Genomic DNA, 19,024 nt, shown 5'->3' with positions numbered 1-19,024 from the left:
CGAACTTCGCGGCAGGGTTCGCCCTGCCTGCCCCATACCATGATCCAGCTAAAAAACGTCACCCTGCGCCGCGGCCTCAAGGAACTGTTGACCGGCGCGACCCTCACCCTCAACCCCGGCTACAAGGCCGGCGTGGTCGGTGCCAACGGCGCCGGCAAGTCGAGCCTGTTCGCGCTTTTGATGAACCAGCTGCATCAGGACGCGGGCGACGTCGAGGTGCCCGCCCACTGGAAGGTTGCCCACGTCGCACAGGAAACCCCGGCGCTGGACAGCCGCGCGCTCGACTACGTGCTCGACGGCGACGCCGAGCTGCGCGCGCTGCAGGCCGAGCTGGCCGCGGCCGAACACGCCGGCGACGGCATGGCGATCGGCCGATTGCACGGCGAGCTCGAGCATGTCGGCGCGTACACCGCCGAGGCCCGCGCCGCGCGCTTGCTGACCGGGCTGGGTTTTGCCACCGACGCGCAGCAGCGGCCGGTGTCGTCGTTCTCCGGCGGCTGGCGGATGCGCCTGAACCTCGCGCAGGCGCTGATGTGCCGCTCCGACCTGCTGCTGTTGGACGAGCCGACCAACCACCTCGACATCGAGACGGTGCTGTGGCTGGAAGACTGGCTGAAGGCGTACCCGGGCACGCTGTTGGTGATCTCGCACGACCGCGATTTTCTCGACAGCGTCGCCGACCACATCGTCGAGGTCGCCGACCAGACGCTGACGCTGTACACCGGCAACTACAGCGCGTTCGAAGTGATGCGTGCCGAAAAGCAGGAACGCCAACAATCGGCCTTCGAGCGGCAGCAAAAACAGATCGAGCACCTCGAGTCCTTCATCACCCGTTTCAAGGCCAAGGCGAGCAAGGCCAAGCAGGCCCAGAGCCGGGTCAAGGCACTGGAAAAGCTCGAGCGTATCGCGCCGGCGCACGTCGCCTCGCCGTTCGACTTCTCGTTCGCAGAGCCGGACAAGCTGCCCAACCCGCTCTTGGTACTCGACAACGTCGCCGTCGGCTACGGCGAGCGCGTGATCCTGGACAGGGTCACGCTGTCGGTCGAGTCGGGCGCGCGCATCGGCTTGCTCGGCGTCAACGGCGCCGGCAAGTCGACACTCGTCAAGCTGATCGCCGGCGAGCTCGCGCCGCTGTCGGGGCACGCCACCGGCTCGCAGATGCTGAAGATCGGCTACTTCGCGCAGCACCAGCTGGAAACCCTGCGCCCGGACGAGAGCCCGCTGTGGCACCTGCAAAAGCGCGCGCCTGACGTGCGCGAGCAGGAGCTGCGCAACTTCCTGGGCGGCTTCAACTTCCGCGGCGACACCGTCAACGACCCGGTCGGCCCGATGTCGGGCGGCGAGAAGTCGCGCCTCGCGCTCGCGCTGATCGTGTGGGAACGCCCCAACCTGTTGCTGCTGGACGAGCCGACCAACCACCTCGACCTCGAGATGCGCCACGCGCTGACCCTCGCGCTGCAGGACTTCGTCGGCGCGCTGATCGTCGTCTCGCACGACCGCTCGTTGCTGGAGAGCACCACCGACACCTTCTGGGTGGTCAAGGGTGGCCGGGTGACCCCGTTTGACGGCGACCTCGAGGACTACCGGCGCGAGCGCCTCGCGGAACTCTCCGACGCCGGCAAGCCCTCGCAGGGCGACGCCGCGCAGCCCAACCGCAAGGAGCAGAAGCGGCTGGAAGCCGAGGCGAGGCAGCGCCTGTCGCAGCAGAAGAAGCCGCTACTCAGCGCGCTCGCCAGGCACGAGAAGGAAATGGACCAGCTGAACAAGGAGAAGGAAGCGCTCGACACCTTCCTGTGTTCGGAAGACGCGTACGCCGACGCCAACAAGGCGAAGCTTGCCGAGACGGTGCGCCGCCAGGGAGAAGTCGCCGCCCGGCTGGCCGTCGTCGAGGAGGAATGGCTGGCCACGCAGGACGCGATCGACGCGATCGACGCCGAAGCGGGCTGAAGCCCACAGCACGCTTAGCAGGCGGCAGCCATGCCTTCAAGGCCTGGCTGCCGCGCCCTGAAAGCAAGCGGGCAGCAGCATGGCTGGACGATGAACCAAGATAAGGGGACGAGACATGCAAGGCGGCTGCCACTGCGGTGCAATCCGCTACCAGATCTCTGGCCGGCCGTTTGACGCCGATTTCTGTCATTGCCGTGACTGCCAGAAGATCACCGGCGCACCTGTCGCGGCGTGGATGGACTTCAAGATACAGCAAGTGCAATGGATCAAGGGCGCTCCCACCGAATACGCATCCTCGCCCTCTATCCGCCGCGGCTTTTGCCCCGCCTGCGGCTCGACCCTCAGCTACCGCAGCGTTGCCCACCCCGATTACCTGACGCTCAGCATCACCACGCTGGATGCGCCCGACGCGGTCCAACCTTCGTACCACCTCTTCACGGACAGCCAGGTCGGCTGGCTAAAGCTCGCCGACACCTGCCAACGGCATCCCGGCGCGAGGTAAGGCCGAACTTCCCTGCTGCAGGCTGACCCGAGCGCCTAAGCGGCCAAGGCTCAGGATTCGATGGCGACGATCTTGTAATCGAACAGCTGGTAGCGGGTGGTCTGGCTGCGCAGCCGCGTCGCCTGGATGGTCTTGCGACCGGCGCTGTCGGTCAGCGAGAAGGTGCGCATCGCCTGGAACGGCCGCCCCTCGACCAGCAGCATGTTGCCGCTGCCGCGCAGGCCGTCCCCCTGCAGGATCATCACCGGCTGCCACGCCTCCTGGCTGCCCAGCGAATGCACGACACGGATCAGGCCGGCGCCGGCACGCTTGCCCAGGTACTCGACCCCGTACAGCGCCGAGCCGTCCGCCTGCCGGCGCACGCGGCGCACCAGCGCGCAGCGCAGGCGCCCGCCCTGGCTCCCCAACAACAGCACGGATCCCGCCTCGACCCCGGCGTCGCCGCCTTCGAGCTGCAGGCCGGACAGGCTCAAATCGACGATCTGCCAGCGCAGCGGGTCGGCGCCGGTATCGGCCTCAAAACCGGCCGCCAGCTCGTCCCCGCCCAGCAAGCACCAGCCGACCGTAAAGCCCGGGTGCACGGTCAGCGTATGCCGCTGCAAACGCCGGTAACGCAGGTGACGACGCCTGGCCTGCCCGCCCCACTCGCTGCGCAGGCGCAGCAGCAATTGCAGTTCGGCCACCGGCAGCGCGTCGGCGTTGTCGTTGAGCCGTGCGGCGACGGCCGCGAGCGCACCGGTGAGGTCGAGCCCGAGCGCGTTCGCCGGGACAGGCTCGGCCGCATCGTAAAAACGGGGCGGCGCGTCCGACGCCAGATTGGCGACAAAGCCGCCCGAGCGCCGGTATTCGCCTTCGGTCGCGAACGCGACAGCCGCGGCCTGCGCGTCCACCCACGCAAACAGGGTGGCGAGTTTGGCCGGCTCCAGGCTGCCGCACGCGGTCAAACCCAGCAGCGACAGGCGCGCGTAACACAGCGCCGGCGTCAGCGCGTCGGCGCGGCCGCGCTTGCCCTGCCAGCCGCGCTCGAGCACCTGCGCGAACAGCGCATGCACGTTGCGCCACAAGCCAGGCGGCACCACCACGTAACGGCAGGCGGCCAGCCGCTGTACCAGGTCGGCCGCACGCAAGGCGAGCACCACGGGTTCCACGTCGTCGCGCCCGCCCGAGAGCCAGCCGCGACGGCCAAGCGCCGCGAGCGCCTGTACATGCCACAGGCCGAACAACTGCTCCGCAAGCCCCTGCGCCTGCCCGCGCACCGCGTCCGCGACCCGCCGCCCACCGGCGACGCACGCCTCGCACGCTGCCAACGCAGCCATGCCTTCCGCGGCCAGACGCGCGTCGTCGGCAGCAAGCCGGCGCAGTGCCTGCTGGTGGCGTTCGAGCTCGGCAAGAGAGGGAAGCGACGCCGGCGGGCGCGCAAGGGAAGTTGCTGTCATGGCAAGACACGCCGCGGCGGACATGGTCGCGGCCCAGATAATGTCGACGTCCTGATGTTCGCAGATTTCATCAGGTAAATATATCGATTCGATGCGGCTTTTTATTACTTAGCACTGTGATGGCAGCCGTCCGTCACCGGCTGCGCGGCAAGCGGCGCGTCACTGAGGCCGTCGACAATCAAGCAGGCCTCGCTTCCGCCGGCGCAGCGCGCCCGCAGCGCGCCCAGGGTATCGCGCAGCGACGACAGCGCAGCGATGCGCGCGTCAAGGTGGCCGATATGCGCGTCGACCAGCGCGTTCACCTCGTCGCAGGCCTGCCCCGGCGTATCGACCAGCGCGAGCAGGGTGCGGATCTCGTCATGGCTCATGTCAAGCAGACGGCAGTTGCGGATCAGGCGCAGCCGCGCCAGGTGCGCGTCGCCGTACACGCGGTAGTTGCTGGCGTCGCGCACGGCACCCGGCAACAGGCCGGCCTTCTCGTAGTAGCGGATGGTTTCCACCGTGGCGCCGGCGCTCGCCGCAAGTTCGCCGATTTTCATCCTCCGCCCCCTCCTGTCTTTCTCCCCCATCCACAGTCTGCGCGGACAAGGCTGGGGAGAAGCTGTGGACAGACCGCCCCCGGCCAATCGCCGCGCGGCCTGCCGGCCGTTGCTCAAAAAACGCACACTCAGCGCCAGCGGCGCAGCAGCAACGAGTTACTGACCACCGACACCGAACTGAACGCCATCGCCGCGCCGGCGATCACCGGGCTCAGGTAGCCCAGCGCCGCCAGCGGGATGCCCAGCGTGTTGTAGATGAAGGCGAAGAACAGGTTCTGGCGGATCTTGGAGAGCGTCGCGCGCGACAGCGCGATGGCATCGACCAGATGCTCGAGGTCGTCGTGCATCAGCGTCACGTCGGCCGCCTCGATCGCGACGTCCGACCCCGCCCCCATCGCGAAGCTGGCGTCAGAGAGCGCCAGTGCCGGCGCGTCGTTGACACCGTCGCCGACCATGCCGACCTTCAAGCCCTCGGCCTTCAGGCGCGCGACCATGTCGGCCTTGCCGCGCGGCTTCACCTCGCCCTCGAATTCGTCTATGCCCGCCTCGCGCGCGATCGCGGCGGCGGTCGCGCGGTTGTCCCCGGTGAGCATCAGCACGCGGATGCCCATCTCGCGCAGGCGCCCGACCGCGCGGGCGGAACCCGGCTTGAGCCGGTCGGCGATCGCGAAGAAGCCGGCCGGCGCGCCGTCGACGCACGCCGCGACCACCGTCTTGCCCTCGTCGCGCCACGCGCGCGCGGCGTCGGGCAAATCGATCCCCAGCCAGCGCGGATCGCCGACGGCCAACCGGCCAAGCCCGGCGACGTCGGCCTCGACACCGGCGCCGGCGTGCGCGGCAAACCCGCTCACCACAGGCAAGGGAAGCTTGCGCGCGGCAGCCGCGCCGATCAGCGCGCGCGACAACGGGTGTTCGCTGCCCGCCTCGACCGCGGCGACGGCGGCGAGCAGCCGGTCTTCGTCCTGCTCCAGCACCAGCATCGCGTCCAGCGTCGGCTTGCCCTCGGTCAGCGTGCCGGTCTTGTCGAGTACCACCGCCTGCAACCGCCCGGCCGTCTCCAACGCCGCCGCGTTGCGAAACAGGATGCCGCGGCGCGCGCCGTTACCGATGCCGACCATCACCGCCGTCGGCGTCGCCAGCCCCAGCGCACACGGGCAGGCGATCACCAGCACGGCGACTGCGTGCACCAGCGCGACCGTCCAGTCGCCCAGCCACCAGCCGGTCGCGGCAAAGGTCACCAGCGCGATGACGACGACCACCGGCACGAACATGCCGGAGATCACGTCGGCCAGCCGCTGGATCGGTGCCTTCGAGCCCTGCGCCTCGCGCACCAGGCGGACGATCTGCGCCAACTGGGTGCGGTTGCCGACACCGCTGGCACGCAAACGCACGCTGCCGGCCACCGCGCGGCTGCCGGCGACCACCCGCGAGCCGACCCTGCGGGCGACCGGCAGGCTCTCGCCGGTCATCAGGCTCTCGTCGAACGCGCCCTCGCCGTCGACCACCTCGCCGTCGACCGGCACCGACTCGCCGTTGCGCACCACGACGACGTCGCCCAACACCAGCTCGCCGACGGGGACCTCGAGCAATTGCCCGTCCCGCTCGACGCGCGCCACCTTGGGCGCGAGCCTGACCAGCGCCTCGATCGCGCTGCCGGCCTTGCCCTTGGCGCGCGCCTCCATCAATTTACCCAACAGCACCAGCGTAATCACCGCGGCCGACGCCTCGAAGTACACATGCTGGCCATCCAGCCCGGCGAGCGTCACCCACGCCGAGAAACCCCACGCCATGCTGGTGCCCAGCGCGACCAGCACGTCCATGTTGGCGCCGCCGCCCCTGAGCGCCGAATAGGCGCCCTTGTAAAAGCGCGTGCCGACCCAGAACTGCACCGGCGCCGAGAGCACCAGTTGCAGCGTGCGCGGCAACATCAGCGCGTGCACGCCGAACAGCATCGCGATCATTTCCAGCAGGAAGGGCAAGGTCAGCAGCGCCGACACCACAAACACGCGCAGCTCGTGCCGGTAGTGCTCGGCGTGGCGGCGGGCGGCCGCCTCGTCGTCGGCCTCCCCCTGCACCACGCGCGCGCCGAAACCCGCCTTCTGCACGGCGGACAGCAGCGCGGCCGGCGAGTAACTGCCCTCGGGAAAACTAAGGTTTGCGCGCTCGCTGGCAAAGTTGACGCTGGCCGTGACGCCGGGCAGCTTGTTCAGCACCTTCTCGATGCGCGTCGCGCACGCCGCGCAGCTCATGCCTTCCAGCGCAAGCTCGGCGTGCGCCATCGGCACCGAAAAACCCGCCTTGCCGATCGCCGCCACCGCATCGGCGGGCGTGGCGCCGCCCTCCTGCAGCGAGAGCTCGGCGCTCTCGCTGGCAAAGCTCACGCTGGCCGCGACGCCGGGCAGCTTGTTCAGCACCTTTTCGATGCGGGTCGCGCACGCGGCGCAGCTCATGCCGTCGATCGGCAAAATCAGTTTCCGGGCAGTCATCTGGACAGGATGGCACAGGCGGGCATTATTGAGGCGGCCAATATAGTCGCCGCCCCGCCTCGCGGGCAACGGCGCAGGGGTGACAACACGGCGTCAGCGCGTAGCCTGAAGTACCAAGCCCGTCAAAAGGAGACTGCCATGCCGCTGCCCCGCCGCACTTTTCTGGCCTGCCTCGCCACCACAGCGTACGCGCTGGCGGCCGGCCCCTTGGCCGCCGCGCCCACCCGTACCCCCGACACCGGGCTGGCACAGGGCGACGCCCTCGTCGACACCGCAGACGGCCAGCACCTGCCGGTGTACTGGGCGCGTCCGGCGGCAGCCGTCGGCAAGTTGCCGGTGGTGCTGGTCGTGCAGGAGATCTTCGGCGTGCACGAGCATATCCGCGACGTCTGCCGCCGCCTGGCGCACCAGGGCTATTTTGCGCTCGCCCCCGAACTCTTCGTGCGCCAGGGCGACCCGCGCGGCAAAGCCGACGTGCAAGCCATCCTCGCGGACATCGTCGCAAAAGTGCCCGACCGTCAGGTGATGGATGACCTCGACGCGACGCTGGCGTGGGCGGGACGGCATGGCGGCGACAGCGCGCGTGCCGGGGTGGTGGGCTTTTGCTGGGGCGGGCGCATCGTCTGGCTGTACGCGGCGGCGCGCCCAAACCTAAAGGCGGGCGTCGCCTTCTATGGCCGGCTCGCCGGCAAGCACGACGCACTCACCCCGCAGCAGCCGCTCGACGTGGCGGGGGAACTCAAGGTGCCGGTACTCGGCCTGTACGGCGGCAAGGACGAAGGCATCCCGCAGGCCGACGTCGACGCGATGCGCAGGCGGCTGTCCGCGTCCGGCCAGATCGTCGTCTACCCGGACGCCGGGCACGCCTTTCACGCCGACTACCGCGCAAGCTACCAGCCGGACGTCGCCCGCGACGCGTGGGCACGCACGCTGCAATGGCTGCAGCAGATGGGCGTCGGCGGCTAGGAGCGGCCCGGCGCGAGCCTGGGGCTGATCGGGCAGCGCACCTCGTCGGGGCCGGCCGCCTCTTCCGCCTTGCGCGAGCGCGACACCAGCACCACCCCGGCGATCACCAGCGCGGCACCGGCGATCTGCGTCCACGAGAACGACTCGCCGAGCACCGTCCAGCCCATGGACAAGGTCAGCACCGGCCCCAGCGTGCTGATCGACGCGGCACGTCCGGCACCGAGCAGGCGGATCGCCTGCGTCAGCGCCCACACCGGGAAGACCGTCGAGAACAGCGCCATCGCGAGCGTGATCAGGTAGACCTCGCCCGGCAGCACCAATGCGGAAAGTGGCTGGGTGACCATGAAGTGCGCGAGCACCGCGAAGCAGGCAATGAGCGTTGCCAGCGCCGAGAAGGGCGTCGCGCCGACCCGCCCGACCACTTCGCCGGAACCGGCCACATAAACGGCGTAGCAGAGCATGCTCAGCGACACCCAGCCGACGCCGACCCACACGTCGGCGCCCAGCGCCGCGTCGGAAAGGTCGTGGCTCAGCGCGAGCCCCGCGCCCAGGTACGCCAGCGCGACCGCCAGCCACACGCACACCGAATAGCGCTTGCCGAGGAAGATCACCGACAGCAGCAGCACCAGCGTCGGATAGAGGAACAGGGTCAGCCGCTCGAGCGCCGACGAGATATAGCGCAGACCGATGAAGTCGAACAGGCTGGACAGGTAGTAGCCACAGAGGCCGAGCAGCACGACAAGTTGCCAGTCGCGCCGGCCGATCCGCCGCAAAGCCCCCTCGCGCATGCACAGCCACAGCATGGCGGCGAAAAACGGCAGCGCGAACAGCATGCGCAGCGCGAGCAATGCCTCGGCGCTCGCACCGTAGCGGAAGCCCAGCTTCACGAAGATTGCCTTCGCCGAAAAGCCGGCGGCCGACAGCACGGCCAGCGCCACCCCTTTGTGATTCAAGAAGGCGGCTCGCCAACTCCCCAGCGCGTAAACCGACATGCGACAGCCTTTGACTGCAATGAATGGAGCGGGGATTATGCAAGCCAAAGGCGGGCTTCATTTGCTTGATTGGCAGAGCAAGCCTTCACCAAAACAGAAGGCTGAGCGATGAGACTGGACTTTGTCGACCTGAAATTCTTCCTGCTGCTCGCCGAGGCCGGCAACCTGACCGTCGCCGCCGAGCGCTACCCGATGGCGCTGTCGGCGGCAAGCCAGCGCCTGAAGAAGCTCGAACAGCTGTACGGCGTGCCGCTGGTCGAACGCCACTCGCGCGGCGTCACCCTGACCGAGGCCGGCGAGACGCTGCGGCTGCACGCGAAGGGGCTGATCCGCGGCACCGAGGCGCTGAACGACGAGATGGGCAGGCTCAGCAGTGGCATGCGCCGCGAGATCCGCGTCTGCGGCAACACGATGGCGACCAGCGTGTTCCTGCCCGAACGGCTGGGCGCCTTCCTCGCCAGCGAACCGGACGTCGACGTGCGGCTGACCGAGCGCCCCAGCCGGCAGATCGTCCCCTTGATCGAACACGACGAGATCGACATCGGCGTGATCGACGGCAGCCTGGGCGTCGAACGGCTGACACTGCTGCCGTTCGCGCGCGACCGCCTGGTGCTGGTCTGCGCGGCGGGCCACCCGTTCTCGCGCCGCGACACGGTCGCGTTCACCGAACTGCTCGACGAGCCCTTCGTCGGGCTGACACCCGCCATCGCGATGCAGCGCTTCATCGAGGGGATGGCGCAACTGAAGGGACACAGCCTGCGCATCCGGGTGCGCACGCCGGGCTTCGCGTCGCTGGCGGCCATCGTCGGCAGCGGCGCCGGCGTCGGCATTCTGCCCGAACGCAGCGCGTGCCAGCTCGCGCCGACGCACGGCCTTGCCGCCATCGCACTGACCGACCCGTGGGCCGAGCGCGAGCTGAAACTCTGCTTTAAGGAAGAGGTACTGGGCACGCCGGCGCGCCGCCTGCTCGCCACCTTGCTGGGCACATCGGAAGTCAGGCGAACAGACGGCGCAGCACGCTGAAGCTGGCCAGCCCCAGCGCGGTCATCGCGAGCGAACCGAACAGGTGAGTGCCGGCAGTCAGCATGGCCCAAAGCAGCCGCCCCTGCTGCAGCAGGCCGACCACCTCGGCCGAGAACGAGGAAAAGGTCGTCAGCGCGCCGAGAAAACCGGTGATCGCGAACAGCCGCCACGCGGGCGAGAGTTCGCTGTGCGCAAACAGCGCAATGGCGACGCCGATCAGGTAGGCCCCCAGCAGGTTGGCGACCAGCGTGCCCGGCGGCAAGAGCGGGAAGTGGCGGTTCAGAAGCTCGGACAAGCCCCAGCGCGACAGGGCGCCCAGGCTCGCGCCCGCGCATATGGCGAGGATCTGCTGCATATTCCCTCCTGCGTCAAGAAACTGCCCAGTCTACCGCGCCGGCACGGCGAGCGGACAAATGGCGACTGTTGCTTGAGGGCCACGGTGGGAACTTTGCGCACCCATGTCTGACAAACATCATGTTTTTGCAAGAAAATTCATGATATTTTCAGTCTTGCGTTGCAACACCCTGCCGGAGAAGCGACCATGAGCCGAAGCATGTACCTTTTCGAGCGCGACCGCATCCATGCCGTCCACGCGATCCGCAACCGCACCGTCGGCGGCCCCAACCGCCCCAACCCCCAGGACAAGCTGCGCAACGACGCGCGCCGCGAGATCGAGTCCCGCCGCTGGGACATCGAGATGGGGCTGCGCCCCCAGCGCGACTGAACGCGGCAGGCTTGACCCACGTCAAGGCCACCACTTCCCAATCGCATAAAATAAGCATCAGGCCGGCTGCGCACGCAGCCGTCGGACGCGGGCGCATAAAGCATGTCGAACAAGCCCGCGGGCAAACCCATTACAAAGCACGCAACCGCAAGGAGTACGACGCATGACCAGCCGCAGAACCTTCCTGATGAAAGTCCTCCCCGCAGCCGGCGCCCTCGCCGTCCTCGGCAACAAGGCGCTGGCCGCTCCGGCGACCGCGACCGAAGCCGACCCGCAGGCGAAGGCACTCGGTTACGTCACCGACGCCAAGAAGGTCGACAAGGCGAAGTACCCGAAGTACGCGGCTGGCCAGACCTGCAGCAACTGCCAGTTCTACCAGGGCAAGCCGACCGACGCGTCCGCGCCGTGCCCGATGCTCGGCGGCAAGCTGGTCTCCGGCAAGGGTTGGTGCAATGTGTGGGCGAAAAAGGCCTGATCTGCCTTGCTCCCAAAAAAAACGGACCGCGCCATGCGGTCCGTTTTTGTTTCAGCTCGCGCCGTTCAGCGCTCGGCGACCACCTTGATTTCGACCTTCCACGCCGGGTTGGCCAGACGCGCCTGAACCGTCGCGCGCGCCGGGGTCTGCCCGGGCACCACCCAGGCGTCCCACGCTGCGTTCATCGCGTCGTAGTCGGCCAGATCCGCAAGATAAATCGTCGCGTCGATGAGCTTATCCTTGCCCGAACCCAGTTCGGCGAGCAGTGCGTCGATCTGCGCGAGCACGTCTTCGGTCTGCGCACGCGCGTCGGCGTCGGTATTTTCCGGCACCTGCCCGGCCATGAAGATCAGGCCGTTGCTGACGACGGCTTCGGCGAGGCGGCTGCCCACCTTGTGACGGTAAAGCGACATGGTGCGTCCTTGTATGCTGAGTGATGACGGCAGATTGTAACGCGGCCCCGCCGGACGCCAAAACGGCCCCGTACGGGGCCGTCGTCGGCAATGCAGAGGCGCAGGCCGGTCAGGCCAGTGCCGCACCACGCAGCTTGCGGCTGAACGACTGCAGCGACTCGATGCCGCTCGCCTCGGCGCGCACGCACCAGTCGTGCATCTCGGCGAGCAGCTGGTCGCGGGTCAGGCTCGAGCGCTCCCACAGCCGCGACAGCTCCTGGCGCATCGCGTACACCTTGGCCAACAGCTCGCTCTGCTCGAGCAGGCGCGCAAGTTCTGCGCGCTCGGGCTCCGGCGTGTCCTTAGCTTCCTGCTTCAACCACACCTTCATCTGCGCGGCGAGCGAAGAATGGCCCAGCCTTGTGAGCTCCGCCCGGTAGACGGCCTTCAGTTCGCGCGCGTAGCCCGCCGCGATCGCGTAGCGATTGGCGATCACCGCCTGCAGGCTGTCCGGCGTGACCACATTGCTCGCACCGTCGACGATCAGGCGCGGCGCGACCTTGCGCACGCGGGCGAGGCCCAGCATTTCCATGATGCGGATGTACATCCAGCCGATGTCGAACTCGAACCACTTGTACGACAGCTTGGCCGAGGTACCGAAGGTGTGGTGGTTGTTGTGCAGCTCCTCGCCGCCGATCAGGATGCCCCACGGCACCAGGTTGGTCGACGCGTCCTCGTTCTCGAAGTTGCGGTAGCCCCAGAAGTGGCCGAGGCCGTTGATCACGCCGGCGGCGAAGAACGGGATCCACACCATCTGCACGGCCCAGATGGTTAGGCCGGCGGCGCCGAACAGCACCAGGTCGATCACGAGCATCAGCACGATGCCCTTGCCGCTGTAGCGGGTGTAGACGTTGCGCTCGAGCCAGTCGTCCGGCGTGCCGTGACCGTACTTCGCCATGATCGAGCGGTCCTTGCACGCGGCGCGGTACAGTTCGGCGCCCTGCCACAGCACCTTGCGGATGCCGAGCACCTGCGGGCTGTGCGGGTCCTCGGCGGTTTCGCAGCGCGCGTGGTGCTTGCGGTGGATCGCCGCCCACTCCTTGGTGACCTGGCCGGTGGTCAGCCACAGCCAGAAGCGGAAAAAGTGACTGGGAATCGGGTGCAGGTCCAGCGCACGATGCGCCTGGTGCCGGTGCAGGAAGATGGTCACCGAAGCGATGGTGATATGGGTGAGCCCCAGTGCCACCAGGACATAGCCCCACCAGGGCAGGTCGACCAAGCCGTTAAGCCATTGCATCTTGAAGCGTTGCCTCGTGTTTCGAACAATTGCTCGATTGTACATGTCATATGGCGGGCGTCCAGCCCCATGCGCGCGAGACGGTCGTCAGTTTGAATCCCTTATTGTAAGATGACCCGCTGGATTGACAGGTAGAGCCATAGTGAACCTCAACGCACACCGCTGGACCCTGGCCGCCGCCGGCGTGGCCACCCTTGCCGTGCTTTACGGCGGTTTCTCGTACTGGGCAGGCGTCAAGGCCGAGCAGACGCTGAACGAGCAGTATCGCCTGCTCTCGACGATGCCGGCCTTTACCGTCAAGTCGCACCGTTACGAGCGCGGCTGGTTCTCGTCGACCGAGACGACCGAGCTTGAGCTGAACAAGAAGCTGTTCGGCCCCTACCTCGCGACGCTGCCGGACAACCTCAAGCCCCTGCTCTCGGGCACGCTGCGCTACACCAACCATATCGAGCACGGCCCGCTGCCGGGGCTGTCCCGCTTCAACTTCGTGCCGGCGCGCGCGCTGGTGCGCACCGAATTCGACATGAGCGCGGCCACCCGCAAGACGCTTGCCCGTTTCTTCGGCGACGCCGAACCGATCACCGTGACCAACCGGCTGGGTTTCGGCGGCGGGGGCGAACTGAACGTCGCCATCCCGAAGTTCGACTACGAGGAAACGCTGGCCGGCGTCGAAATGAAGTGGCAGGGCTTCGACCTGAAAGTCGACTACGGCAAGGGCTTCAAGGAATACCGGGTCGACGCGCTGTCGCCGGGCTTCATGCTCGACGCGGCAAGCAAGGGCAGCTTCACCTTCAACGGCGTGCGCTACGCCTCCGACGTTCGCCCCGGCGTGACCGGCGTGCGGCTGGGCAGCAGCGAGCTTGCGATCGGCGACATCCGCTTCGCGTGGAAAGAGGCGATCCCCTACAGCATCAAGCTCAACGAGCTGATCTACCTGGTCAGCCGCGTGCGCGTCGGCGAGTTCATCAACCCGTCCGGCGAGCTCAAGCCCTCCAGCGTCGAACTGAAACAGCTGAACTACCAGATCGTCACCAGCGAACAGGACGACTTCGTCAACACGCGCGGCAAGCTGACCTTCGACAGTTTCCGCTACGACGAACAGAAATACGGCCCGCTCAAGCTCGACGTGTCGGCCAACCACCTGCACGGCCCGACCCTGGTCAAGCTCGACGAGGCACTGTCCAAGGTACCGTTCGAGAAGCTGCCTCCGGCCGAACTGCGCAAGCGCTATATCGACACCATCCTGCAAAACGGCGTACCGCTCTTGGAAAACGACCCCAAGCTGGTCGTCCACGAGTTCAAGCTCGGTCTGCCCAGCGGCATGAGCTCGCTCACCGGCACGCTGGCGATCAAGGGGTTGAAAGAAGCCGACCTCAAGTCGCCGCTGACCTTCATCCGCCGCTTCAACGTCGACGCCTCGGTGTCGCTGCCCAAGCCGGCGCTGGAGACCCTGGTTGTCGCGCAGGCGCGCAACCTGTTCACCGTCGACGCCAGCGCCGAGGAGCAGCCGGACATGGCCGAGATCGACGAGCTGGCGCGCAGCCTGCTCGACGCCCAGCTCTCGGAGTGGGCGCGCCAGGGCCTGCTCAAGCTCGACGGCAACCAGGTCGCGACCACGCTCGACTTCAAGGAGGGCGAACTGAAGATCAACCGGAAACCGGTCGCACTACCCTGGCAGGCCGACGCTCCGGACGAGGCATCTGCCCCTGCGGCCGAAGGCACGGCCCTGTAAAAACAAGAAACCGGCGCCCCGCGCCGGTTTCTTTCTGGCCACACCCCGTCAGGACGCCACACCGCCCATCTGGCTTTGCAGCCAGTTGGCCAGCCCGACCCGGCCGATCAGCTCCTGCTGCGTCTCCAACCAGTCGACGTGTTCCTCCTCGCCCTCGAGGATGTCGGACAACAAGCCGCGCGACACGTAGTCGGCGACCGTCTCGCAGTACGCGATCGCCTCGCGCAGCACCACGATGGCCTCGCGCTCCAGCCTGAGGTCACAGCCGATGATCTCCTCGGGCGATTCGCCGATATAGAGCTTGCCCAGGTCCTGCAGGTTGGGCAGCCCCTCGAGGAACAGGATGCGCTCGATCAGCCGGTCGGCGTGCTTCATCTCGTCGATCGACTCGTGGTACTCGTGCGCGTCAAGCCGGGCGAGCCCCCAGTTGCGGCACATGCGCGCGTGCAGGAAGTACTGGTTGATCGCGGTCAGCTCGTTCTTGAGGACCTTGTTCAGGTAATCGATGACTTTACGGTCGCCTTGCATGGCATGCTCCTGCGGGTTCGTCCCTGAGCCGCAGTATGGCAAGCGATCGGCCGATCACAAGGACGGCGGCGTTGCCGCAGGCAGCAATTCGCGCGCGGCTTTTCTCAGCAGCGCGTGCGCGCAACGCGCGCATTTGCCGCACTGGGTCGCCACTGGCCGGATGTCGCGCAGGCGGCGGGCGCCACAGAGCGCCGCGGCGCGGATCTGCCGCTCGGTGGTGGGGTAACACAGGCAGACGTACATGGCAGGCACGACTCGCGGTAAAGTCAGCCCATCTTAGACGACAGGAAACCTGCCGACATGAGCGAAAGATTCCGCCCGAATACCACCGTCGCCGCCGTCATCGAACGCGGCGGCCATTTCTTGCTGGTCGAGGAACACACCGACGCCGGCGTGCGCCTAAACCAGCCGGCCGGCCACCTCGAAGCCGGCGAGAGCCTGCTGGACGCCGTGCGCCGGGAGGTGCTAGAGGAGACCGGCTACGCGTTCACCCCCGAGGGGCTGGTCGGTGTCTACCTCGCACCCGGCAAGACCACCTACCTGCGCTTCGCCTTCTACGGCAGCGTGGGCGACGCACCGGTCAGCACGCGCCTGGATTCGGGCATTATCGCCGCACGCTGGCTGGATTACGACGCGCTTGCCGCGTCTGCCGACCGACTGCGCAGCGCGCTGGTGACGCGCTGCGTGGACGACTGGCGCGCCGGCGCACGCTACTCGCTATCGCTGCTGCACACCCTGCCCTGAACGGGCTCAGTCCTCTCGGGGGCCGTGCGTCCAGCGCCGCACGCGCAGCGCACCGGAGCGCTGCAATTGCGCGAGCGCATAGCTGACCCCGTGGCTCCAGTGCGGCAGGTTCAGCCCGAATTGCCCGGTCAGCTTGTCGCAACACAGCCGCGAGTTCAGCGGCCGCACCGCCGGCGTCGGCCAGGCCGAGCTGGGGATGGGCTGCACATTCCCGGCCGTACACGCAAGCTTGACGCCGGCGAACTCGAGTTCACGCACGATATGGCTGGCGAAGCCGTGCCAGCTCACCTCGCCGCCGGCGGTCAGGTGGTAGACACCCCACGGCGCGACATCACCTGCGGACAGCAGCGTGCGCAACAGGTGCGCCGTGGTATCGGCGACCAGTTGCGTCGAGGTCGGCGCGCCGACCTGGTCGTCGACGATCTTGAGCACGGGCCGCTCGAGCGCAAGGCGCAGGATGGTGTGCAGGAAGTTGTTGCCGAACGCGCTGTAGAGCCAGCTGACGCGCAACACCAGCGCGCGCGGGCAATGCGCGAGCACCGCCTCTTCACCAGCCAGCTTGCTCGCGCCGTACACCATCTGCGTGCCGGCCGTATCCGTCTCCACATAAGGGCGCTCTGCGCGGCCGTCGAATACATAGTCGGTCGAGAACTGCACCATCGCCGCTTCGTGTTCGCCGGCCCAGCATGCGAGCACCTCGGGAGCGGCCGCGTTGATCGCCCACGCGTGGGTGGTTTCGGTCTGCGCACGGTCGACCGCCGTATACGCTGCCGCGTTGACGATCAGGTCCGGCCGCACCCTGTCCAGCCACGCACGCATGCGCTCGGGCGACTCGAGGTCGAACTGCGCGCGGGCCGGCGCGTGGACGCGCCCCAGCGGCGCAAGCGCGCGCATCAGCTCGAAACCGAGCTGGCCGCCGGCACCGGTCACCAGTATCGTGGGCATCTGCTTGTTCATTCAGGCTCCTGCGCGGCGCCCCCCTTGCGGGCCGCCGCCTCTCTTTGATCGGGATGAAGCAAATGATACCTGCCGCTTCTGATGAACGCGAACCCCGGTGCCGGCAACCCCTGGTACACCTCGCAGCGGCGGCGTGCATGCTGCTGGCGAGCGCACAGGGGTGGGCTGACACGCTAAGGCTTTGTTATCATTACGGCTGCAGCAAACAGGTGTCGTTTGAGGTGAGCGAGGCGGGCCGCGCGCGGCTCGCCGAAATTTTTTCGGGTGTCGGCGACGCGGCGGCCGAACGCGACGCGATCGCCGGCGCCATCGTGGCGCTCTATCGCGAGGCGGCCGCCCACGCGCCGATCAGCGCGGACAAGGGCGGCAACTTCGGCGACGGCAGCGCGGACGGCCGCATGGATTGCGTCGACCACAGCGAGAACGACACGACGTTCATGCGCTACCTTGCAGGGCAAGGCTGGTTGCGTCACCACCGCGTCGAAAAGCCCGCGTGGCGCGCGCCGTGGATCGTCGATTTGCACTACGCGAGCCGCCTGACCGACGCCAAAAGCAGCGAGACGTGGATCGTCGACAGCTGGTTTTTCGACTTCGGTCACAAGCCGGTGGTCTTACCGTATCAACAGTGGAAGAAGGGCTATACCCCGTGACGGGAAAAAAACGCATCGTCGTCGGCATGTCCGGCGGCGTCGACTCGTCGGTCACCGCCTGGCTGCTCAAGCAGCAGGGGCATGAGGTGATCGGCGTGTTCATGCAGAACTGGGAAGACGACAACGACGACCAGTACTGCTCGATCAAGCAGGACGCGCTCGACGCCTTGAGCGTCGCCGACATCGTCGGCATCGACATGGAAATCGTCAACTTCGCCGGCGAGTACAAGGACCGCGTGTTCAAGTACTTCCTCGACGAATACTCGGCCGGCCGCACGCCGAACCCGGACGTGTTGTGCAACGCCGAGATCAAGTTCAAGGCCTTCCTCGACTACGCGATGTCGCTCGGCGCCGACTGCATCGCGACCGGCCACTACGCGAGAAAGCTCGAGCAAGGCGGCGTCCACTACCTGATGAAGGGTCTGGACGAGACCAAGGACCAGAGCTACTTCCTGTACCGGCTGACCCAGTCGCAGCTCTCGCGCGCGATCTTCCCGCTGGGCGACATCCGCAAGAGCGAGGTGCGCCGCCTGGCCGAGGAAGCGAAACTGCCGACCGCCAAGAAGAAGGACTCGACCGGCATCTGCTTTATCGGCGAGCGGCCGTTCCGCGAGTTCCTGCAACGCTACCTGCCGACGCAGCCGGGCGAGATGGTCACCCCCGAGGGCAAGGTCGTCGGCGAACATATCGGGCTGATGTACTACACGCTCGGCCAGCGCAAGGGCCTGAACATCGGCGGCGCCAAGGACGGCAGCGGCGAGCCATGGTTCGTCGCCGGAAAGGATTTGCCGGCCAACCGGCTGGTCGTCGTGCAGGGGCACGACCACCCGCTGCTGCTCAAGCCGGTGCTCGAGATGTCGCAACTGAGCTGGACGCTGGACGCAGCGCCCGCCCCCGGCGCGTACAGCGCGAAGAACCGCTACCGGATGCCGGACGCGCCGTGCACGCTGTCCGCGGTGGCGGACGGCCGCGCGACGCTGACCTTCGCCGAACCGCAATGGGCGGTGACCCCCGGCCAGTCGGCCGTGCTGTACGACGGCGATATCTGTCTGGGCGGCGGCATCATCCTCTGACAGAAGCACACAAGACAAAGGGCAGCCCTCGGGCTGCCCTTTTTTGTCGCGACCAGCCTGCTCAGCCGGCGATGCTGCGCGCCTTGCCGATCTTGAGCTTGCCGGTCAGCCAGGTGTAGTCGTAGCTGACGATCTCGTACGGATTGCCGAAGGGATCGACGAAGGCGACCGACAGGTAACTGCCGTGATCCTCGACCGAGTCGCGGGCGATGGTCTCGCCCTTGGCGTCCTTCACCCGCTCGCCGGCGAGCTGATCCAGCCACTCCATGAAGTCCTGCCCGCCGACGACAAACGACACCGACCCCGGCGGGCATTCGGGCGCGGCATGCTCGGCAAGCGCGAGGCGAATCGAACCGGAGGCGTTGGCCAGCATGGTCGTGCCGTTGGTCTTGCGAAAACGCGCGTCCGGCCCCAGCCCGAGCACGCGCTGGTACCAGCCCAGCGCTTGCGTCAGGTTATCCACCCTGACGTGGATATGGTCGATCTTGCCCAGATTCAACATGTCTGCCCCTTGTAACGGCACGTCGCGGACCGTCTTATGACTTTAGACTTATTCTAGTG

The 19,024-nt window shown here is 67.4% G+C and carries 21 protein-coding genes; 10 read left to right on the top strand and 11 right to left on the bottom strand.

Annotated elements, in window-relative coordinates; all coding sequences use genetic code 11:
* Positions 1 to 39 precede the first annotated feature (39 nt).
* Both GZH52_RS09465 and GZH52_RS09460 read left to right on the top strand, forming a co-directional pair.
* Positions 40 to 1,947, top strand: a complete 1,908-nt coding sequence (locus tag GZH52_RS09465) for an ATP-binding cassette domain-containing protein (RefSeq protein WP_163316233.1) — start codon at positions 40 to 42, stop codon at positions 1,945 to 1,947.
* 115 nt (positions 1,948 to 2,062) lie between these two features.
* Positions 2,063 to 2,449, top strand: coding sequence for a GFA family protein (locus tag GZH52_RS09460; protein ID WP_163316232.1), 387 nt, complete (start codon positions 2,063 to 2,065; stop codon positions 2,447 to 2,449).
* A gap of 50 nt (positions 2,450 to 2,499) precedes the next feature.
* Here the strand turns inward: GZH52_RS09460 and GZH52_RS09455 are convergent, their stop codons facing one another.
* The 3 genes from GZH52_RS09455 to GZH52_RS09445 all read right to left on the bottom strand — a co-directional run bounded on the left by GZH52_RS09455 (position 2,500) and on the right by GZH52_RS09445 (position 6,910).
* A complete protein-coding gene (locus GZH52_RS09455; protein ID WP_163316231.1) occupies positions 2,500 to 3,885 on the bottom strand; it encodes a cyclic-di-GMP receptor FimW-related protein in 1,386 nt (461 codons plus the stop codon).
* Between the two features lie 104 nt (positions 3,886 to 3,989).
* Positions 3,990 to 4,424, bottom strand: a complete 435-nt coding sequence (locus tag GZH52_RS09450; protein WP_163316230.1) for a Cd(II)/Pb(II)-responsive transcriptional regulator — start codon at positions 4,422 to 4,424, stop codon at positions 3,990 to 3,992.
* 128 nt (positions 4,425 to 4,552) lie between these two features.
* Positions 4,553 to 6,910, bottom strand: coding sequence for a heavy metal translocating P-type ATPase (locus GZH52_RS09445; RefSeq protein ID WP_163316229.1), 2,358 nt, complete (start codon positions 6,908 to 6,910; stop codon positions 4,553 to 4,555).
* 138 nt (positions 6,911 to 7,048) lie between these two features.
* Between GZH52_RS09445 and GZH52_RS09440 the strand changes: the two genes are divergently transcribed.
* A complete protein-coding gene (locus tag GZH52_RS09440) occupies positions 7,049 to 7,876 on the top strand; it encodes a dienelactone hydrolase family protein (protein ID WP_163316228.1) in 828 nt (275 codons plus the stop codon).
* On the opposite strand, the gene GZH52_RS09435 is transcribed toward GZH52_RS09440, so the two are convergent.
* The gene (locus GZH52_RS09435; RefSeq protein ID WP_239058082.1) at positions 7,873 to 8,829 is read right to left on the bottom strand and encodes a DMT family transporter; all 957 of its coding nucleotides are present in this window, start codon (positions 8,827 to 8,829) and stop codon (positions 7,873 to 7,875) included. The genes GZH52_RS09440 and GZH52_RS09435 overlap by 4 nt on opposite strands.
* Before the next feature lie 147 nt (positions 8,830 to 8,976).
* On the opposite strand from GZH52_RS09435, the gene GZH52_RS09430 reads away from it, so the two are divergent.
* Positions 8,977 to 9,891: a LysR family transcriptional regulator gene (locus GZH52_RS09430; protein WP_163316226.1), complete on the top strand. Its 915-nt coding sequence runs from the start codon at positions 8,977 to 8,979 to the stop codon at positions 9,889 to 9,891.
* On the opposite strand, the gene crcB is transcribed toward GZH52_RS09430, so the two are convergent.
* Positions 9,863 to 10,246: a fluoride efflux transporter CrcB gene (gene crcB / locus GZH52_RS09425; protein ID WP_163316225.1), complete on the bottom strand. Its 384-nt coding sequence runs from the start codon at positions 10,244 to 10,246 to the stop codon at positions 9,863 to 9,865. The genes GZH52_RS09430 and crcB overlap by 29 nt on opposite strands.
* A gap of 186 nt (positions 10,247 to 10,432) precedes the next feature.
* Between crcB and GZH52_RS09420 the strand changes: the two genes are divergently transcribed.
* Together GZH52_RS09420 and GZH52_RS09415 are read left to right on the top strand one after the other, a co-directional pair.
* Entirely contained in the window at positions 10,433 to 10,615 is a 183-nt protein-coding gene (locus GZH52_RS09420) for a hypothetical protein (protein WP_136551651.1), read from the top strand.
* A 163-nt stretch (positions 10,616 to 10,778) separates the two neighbouring features.
* Positions 10,779 to 11,090, top strand: a complete 312-nt coding sequence (locus tag GZH52_RS09415) for a high-potential iron-sulfur protein (protein WP_163316224.1) — start codon at positions 10,779 to 10,781, stop codon at positions 11,088 to 11,090.
* 65 nt (positions 11,091 to 11,155) lie between these two features.
* On the opposite strand, the gene GZH52_RS09410 is transcribed toward GZH52_RS09415, so the two are convergent.
* Entirely contained in the window at positions 11,156 to 11,503 is a 348-nt protein-coding gene (locus GZH52_RS09410) for a RidA family protein (RefSeq protein WP_163316223.1), read from the bottom strand.
* Between the two features lie 109 nt (positions 11,504 to 11,612).
* Positions 11,613 to 12,779, bottom strand: coding sequence for a DesA family fatty acid desaturase (locus tag GZH52_RS09405; protein WP_163316222.1), 1,167 nt, complete (start codon positions 12,777 to 12,779; stop codon positions 11,613 to 11,615).
* A 142-nt stretch (positions 12,780 to 12,921) separates the two neighbouring features.
* On the opposite strand from GZH52_RS09405, the gene GZH52_RS09400 reads away from it, so the two are divergent.
* The gene (locus tag GZH52_RS09400; protein ID WP_349290649.1) at positions 12,922 to 14,511 is read left to right on the top strand and encodes a YdgA family protein; all 1,590 of its coding nucleotides are present in this window, start codon (positions 12,922 to 12,924) and stop codon (positions 14,509 to 14,511) included.
* 48 nt (positions 14,512 to 14,559) lie between these two features.
* Here the strand turns inward: GZH52_RS09400 and bfr are convergent, their stop codons facing one another.
* Positions 14,560 to 15,039 (bottom strand): bacterioferritin, encoded by a 480-nt coding sequence (gene bfr / locus GZH52_RS09395; RefSeq protein ID WP_163316221.1) that lies wholly within the window; start codon positions 15,037 to 15,039, stop codon positions 14,560 to 14,562.
* A gap of 54 nt (positions 15,040 to 15,093) precedes the next feature.
* A complete protein-coding gene (locus tag GZH52_RS09390) occupies positions 15,094 to 15,282 on the bottom strand; it encodes a bacterioferritin-associated ferredoxin (RefSeq protein ID WP_163316220.1) in 189 nt (62 codons plus the stop codon).
* A 57-nt stretch (positions 15,283 to 15,339) separates the two neighbouring features.
* Between GZH52_RS09390 and GZH52_RS09385 the strand changes: the two genes are divergently transcribed.
* A complete protein-coding gene (locus GZH52_RS09385; RefSeq protein WP_163316219.1) occupies positions 15,340 to 15,783 on the top strand; it encodes an NUDIX hydrolase in 444 nt (147 codons plus the stop codon).
* A gap of 6 nt (positions 15,784 to 15,789) precedes the next feature.
* On the opposite strand, the gene rfbD is transcribed toward GZH52_RS09385, so the two are convergent.
* A complete protein-coding gene (rfbD, locus tag GZH52_RS09380) occupies positions 15,790 to 16,740 on the bottom strand; it encodes a dTDP-4-dehydrorhamnose reductase (RefSeq protein WP_239058081.1) in 951 nt (316 codons plus the stop codon).
* 137 nt (positions 16,741 to 16,877) lie between these two features.
* On the opposite strand from rfbD, the gene GZH52_RS09375 reads away from it, so the two are divergent.
* Together GZH52_RS09375 and mnmA are read left to right on the top strand one after the other, a co-directional pair.
* Positions 16,878 to 17,390: a hypothetical protein gene (locus GZH52_RS09375; RefSeq protein WP_163316218.1), complete on the top strand. Its 513-nt coding sequence runs from the start codon at positions 16,878 to 16,880 to the stop codon at positions 17,388 to 17,390.
* Positions 17,387 to 18,463 carry a tRNA 2-thiouridine(34) synthase MnmA gene (gene mnmA / locus GZH52_RS09370; RefSeq protein ID WP_136551632.1) on the top strand — a complete coding sequence of 359 codons (1,077 nt, stop codon included), beginning with the start codon at positions 17,387 to 17,389 and terminating at the stop codon, positions 18,461 to 18,463. The genes GZH52_RS09375 and mnmA overlap by 4 nt, the downstream gene beginning before the upstream one ends.
* Before the next feature lie 61 nt (positions 18,464 to 18,524).
* Here mnmA and GZH52_RS09365 read toward each other — a convergent pair whose 3' ends face one another.
* The gene (locus GZH52_RS09365) at positions 18,525 to 18,965 is read right to left on the bottom strand and encodes a VOC family protein (protein WP_136551631.1); all 441 of its coding nucleotides are present in this window, start codon (positions 18,963 to 18,965) and stop codon (positions 18,525 to 18,527) included.
* Between the last annotated feature and the right edge of the window lie 59 nt (positions 18,966 to 19,024).

Source organism: Crenobacter caeni (genome assembly GCF_010435965.1).
Classification (GTDB): Bacteria; Pseudomonadota; Gammaproteobacteria; order Burkholderiales; family Chromobacteriaceae; genus Craterilacuibacter; species Craterilacuibacter caeni.
Note: the sequence above shows the minus strand (reverse complement) of the source record. Positions and strands in the feature narration are given on the sequence as shown.

Excerpts from the sequence above, each read along its gene's own strand:
- GZH52_RS09415 (WP_163316224.1), top strand. The coding sequence starts at position 10,779 with ATGACCAGCCGCAGAACCTTCCTGATGAAAGTCCTCCCCGCAGCCGGC.
- GZH52_RS09445 (WP_163316229.1), bottom strand. The coding sequence starts at position 6,910 with ATGACTGCCCGGAAACTGATTTTGCCGATCGACGGCATGAGCTGCGCC.
- GZH52_RS09420 (WP_136551651.1), top strand. The coding sequence starts at position 10,433 with ATGAGCCGAAGCATGTACCTTTTCGAGCGCGACCGCATCCATGCCGTC.
- GZH52_RS09430 (WP_163316226.1), top strand. The coding sequence starts at position 8,977 with ATGAGACTGGACTTTGTCGACCTGAAATTCTTCCTGCTGCTCGCCGAG.
- GZH52_RS09405 (WP_163316222.1), bottom strand. The coding sequence starts at position 12,779 with ATGCAATGGCTTAACGGCTTGGTCGACCTGCCCTGGTGGGGCTATGTC.
- rfbD (WP_239058081.1), bottom strand. The coding sequence starts at position 16,740 with ATGAACAAGCAGATGCCCACGATACTGGTGACCGGTGCCGGCGGCCAG.
- GZH52_RS09465 (WP_163316233.1), top strand. The coding sequence starts at position 40 with ATGATCCAGCTAAAAAACGTCACCCTGCGCCGCGGCCTCAAGGAACTG.
- GZH52_RS09375 (WP_163316218.1), top strand. The coding sequence starts at position 16,878 with ATGCTGCTGGCGAGCGCACAGGGGTGGGCTGACACGCTAAGGCTTTGT.
- GZH52_RS09460 (WP_163316232.1), top strand. The coding sequence starts at position 2,063 with ATGCAAGGCGGCTGCCACTGCGGTGCAATCCGCTACCAGATCTCTGGC.
- GZH52_RS09450 (WP_163316230.1), bottom strand. The coding sequence starts at position 4,424 with ATGAAAATCGGCGAACTTGCGGCGAGCGCCGGCGCCACGGTGGAAACC.
- GZH52_RS09365 (WP_136551631.1), bottom strand. The coding sequence starts at position 18,965 with ATGTTGAATCTGGGCAAGATCGACCATATCCACGTCAGGGTGGATAAC.
- bfr (WP_163316221.1), bottom strand. The coding sequence starts at position 15,039 with ATGCAAGGCGACCGTAAAGTCATCGATTACCTGAACAAGGTCCTCAAG.
- GZH52_RS09455 (WP_163316231.1), bottom strand. The coding sequence starts at position 3,885 with ATGACAGCAACTTCCCTTGCGCGCCCGCCGGCGTCGCTTCCCTCTCTT.
- crcB (WP_163316225.1), bottom strand. The coding sequence starts at position 10,246 with ATGCAGCAGATCCTCGCCATATGCGCGGGCGCGAGCCTGGGCGCCCTG.
- GZH52_RS09410 (WP_163316223.1), bottom strand. The coding sequence starts at position 11,503 with ATGTCGCTTTACCGTCACAAGGTGGGCAGCCGCCTCGCCGAAGCCGTC.
- GZH52_RS09385 (WP_163316219.1), top strand. The coding sequence starts at position 15,340 with ATGAGCGAAAGATTCCGCCCGAATACCACCGTCGCCGCCGTCATCGAA.
- GZH52_RS09390 (WP_163316220.1), bottom strand. The coding sequence starts at position 15,282 with ATGTACGTCTGCCTGTGTTACCCCACCACCGAGCGGCAGATCCGCGCC.
- GZH52_RS09440 (WP_163316228.1), top strand. The coding sequence starts at position 7,049 with ATGCCGCTGCCCCGCCGCACTTTTCTGGCCTGCCTCGCCACCACAGCG.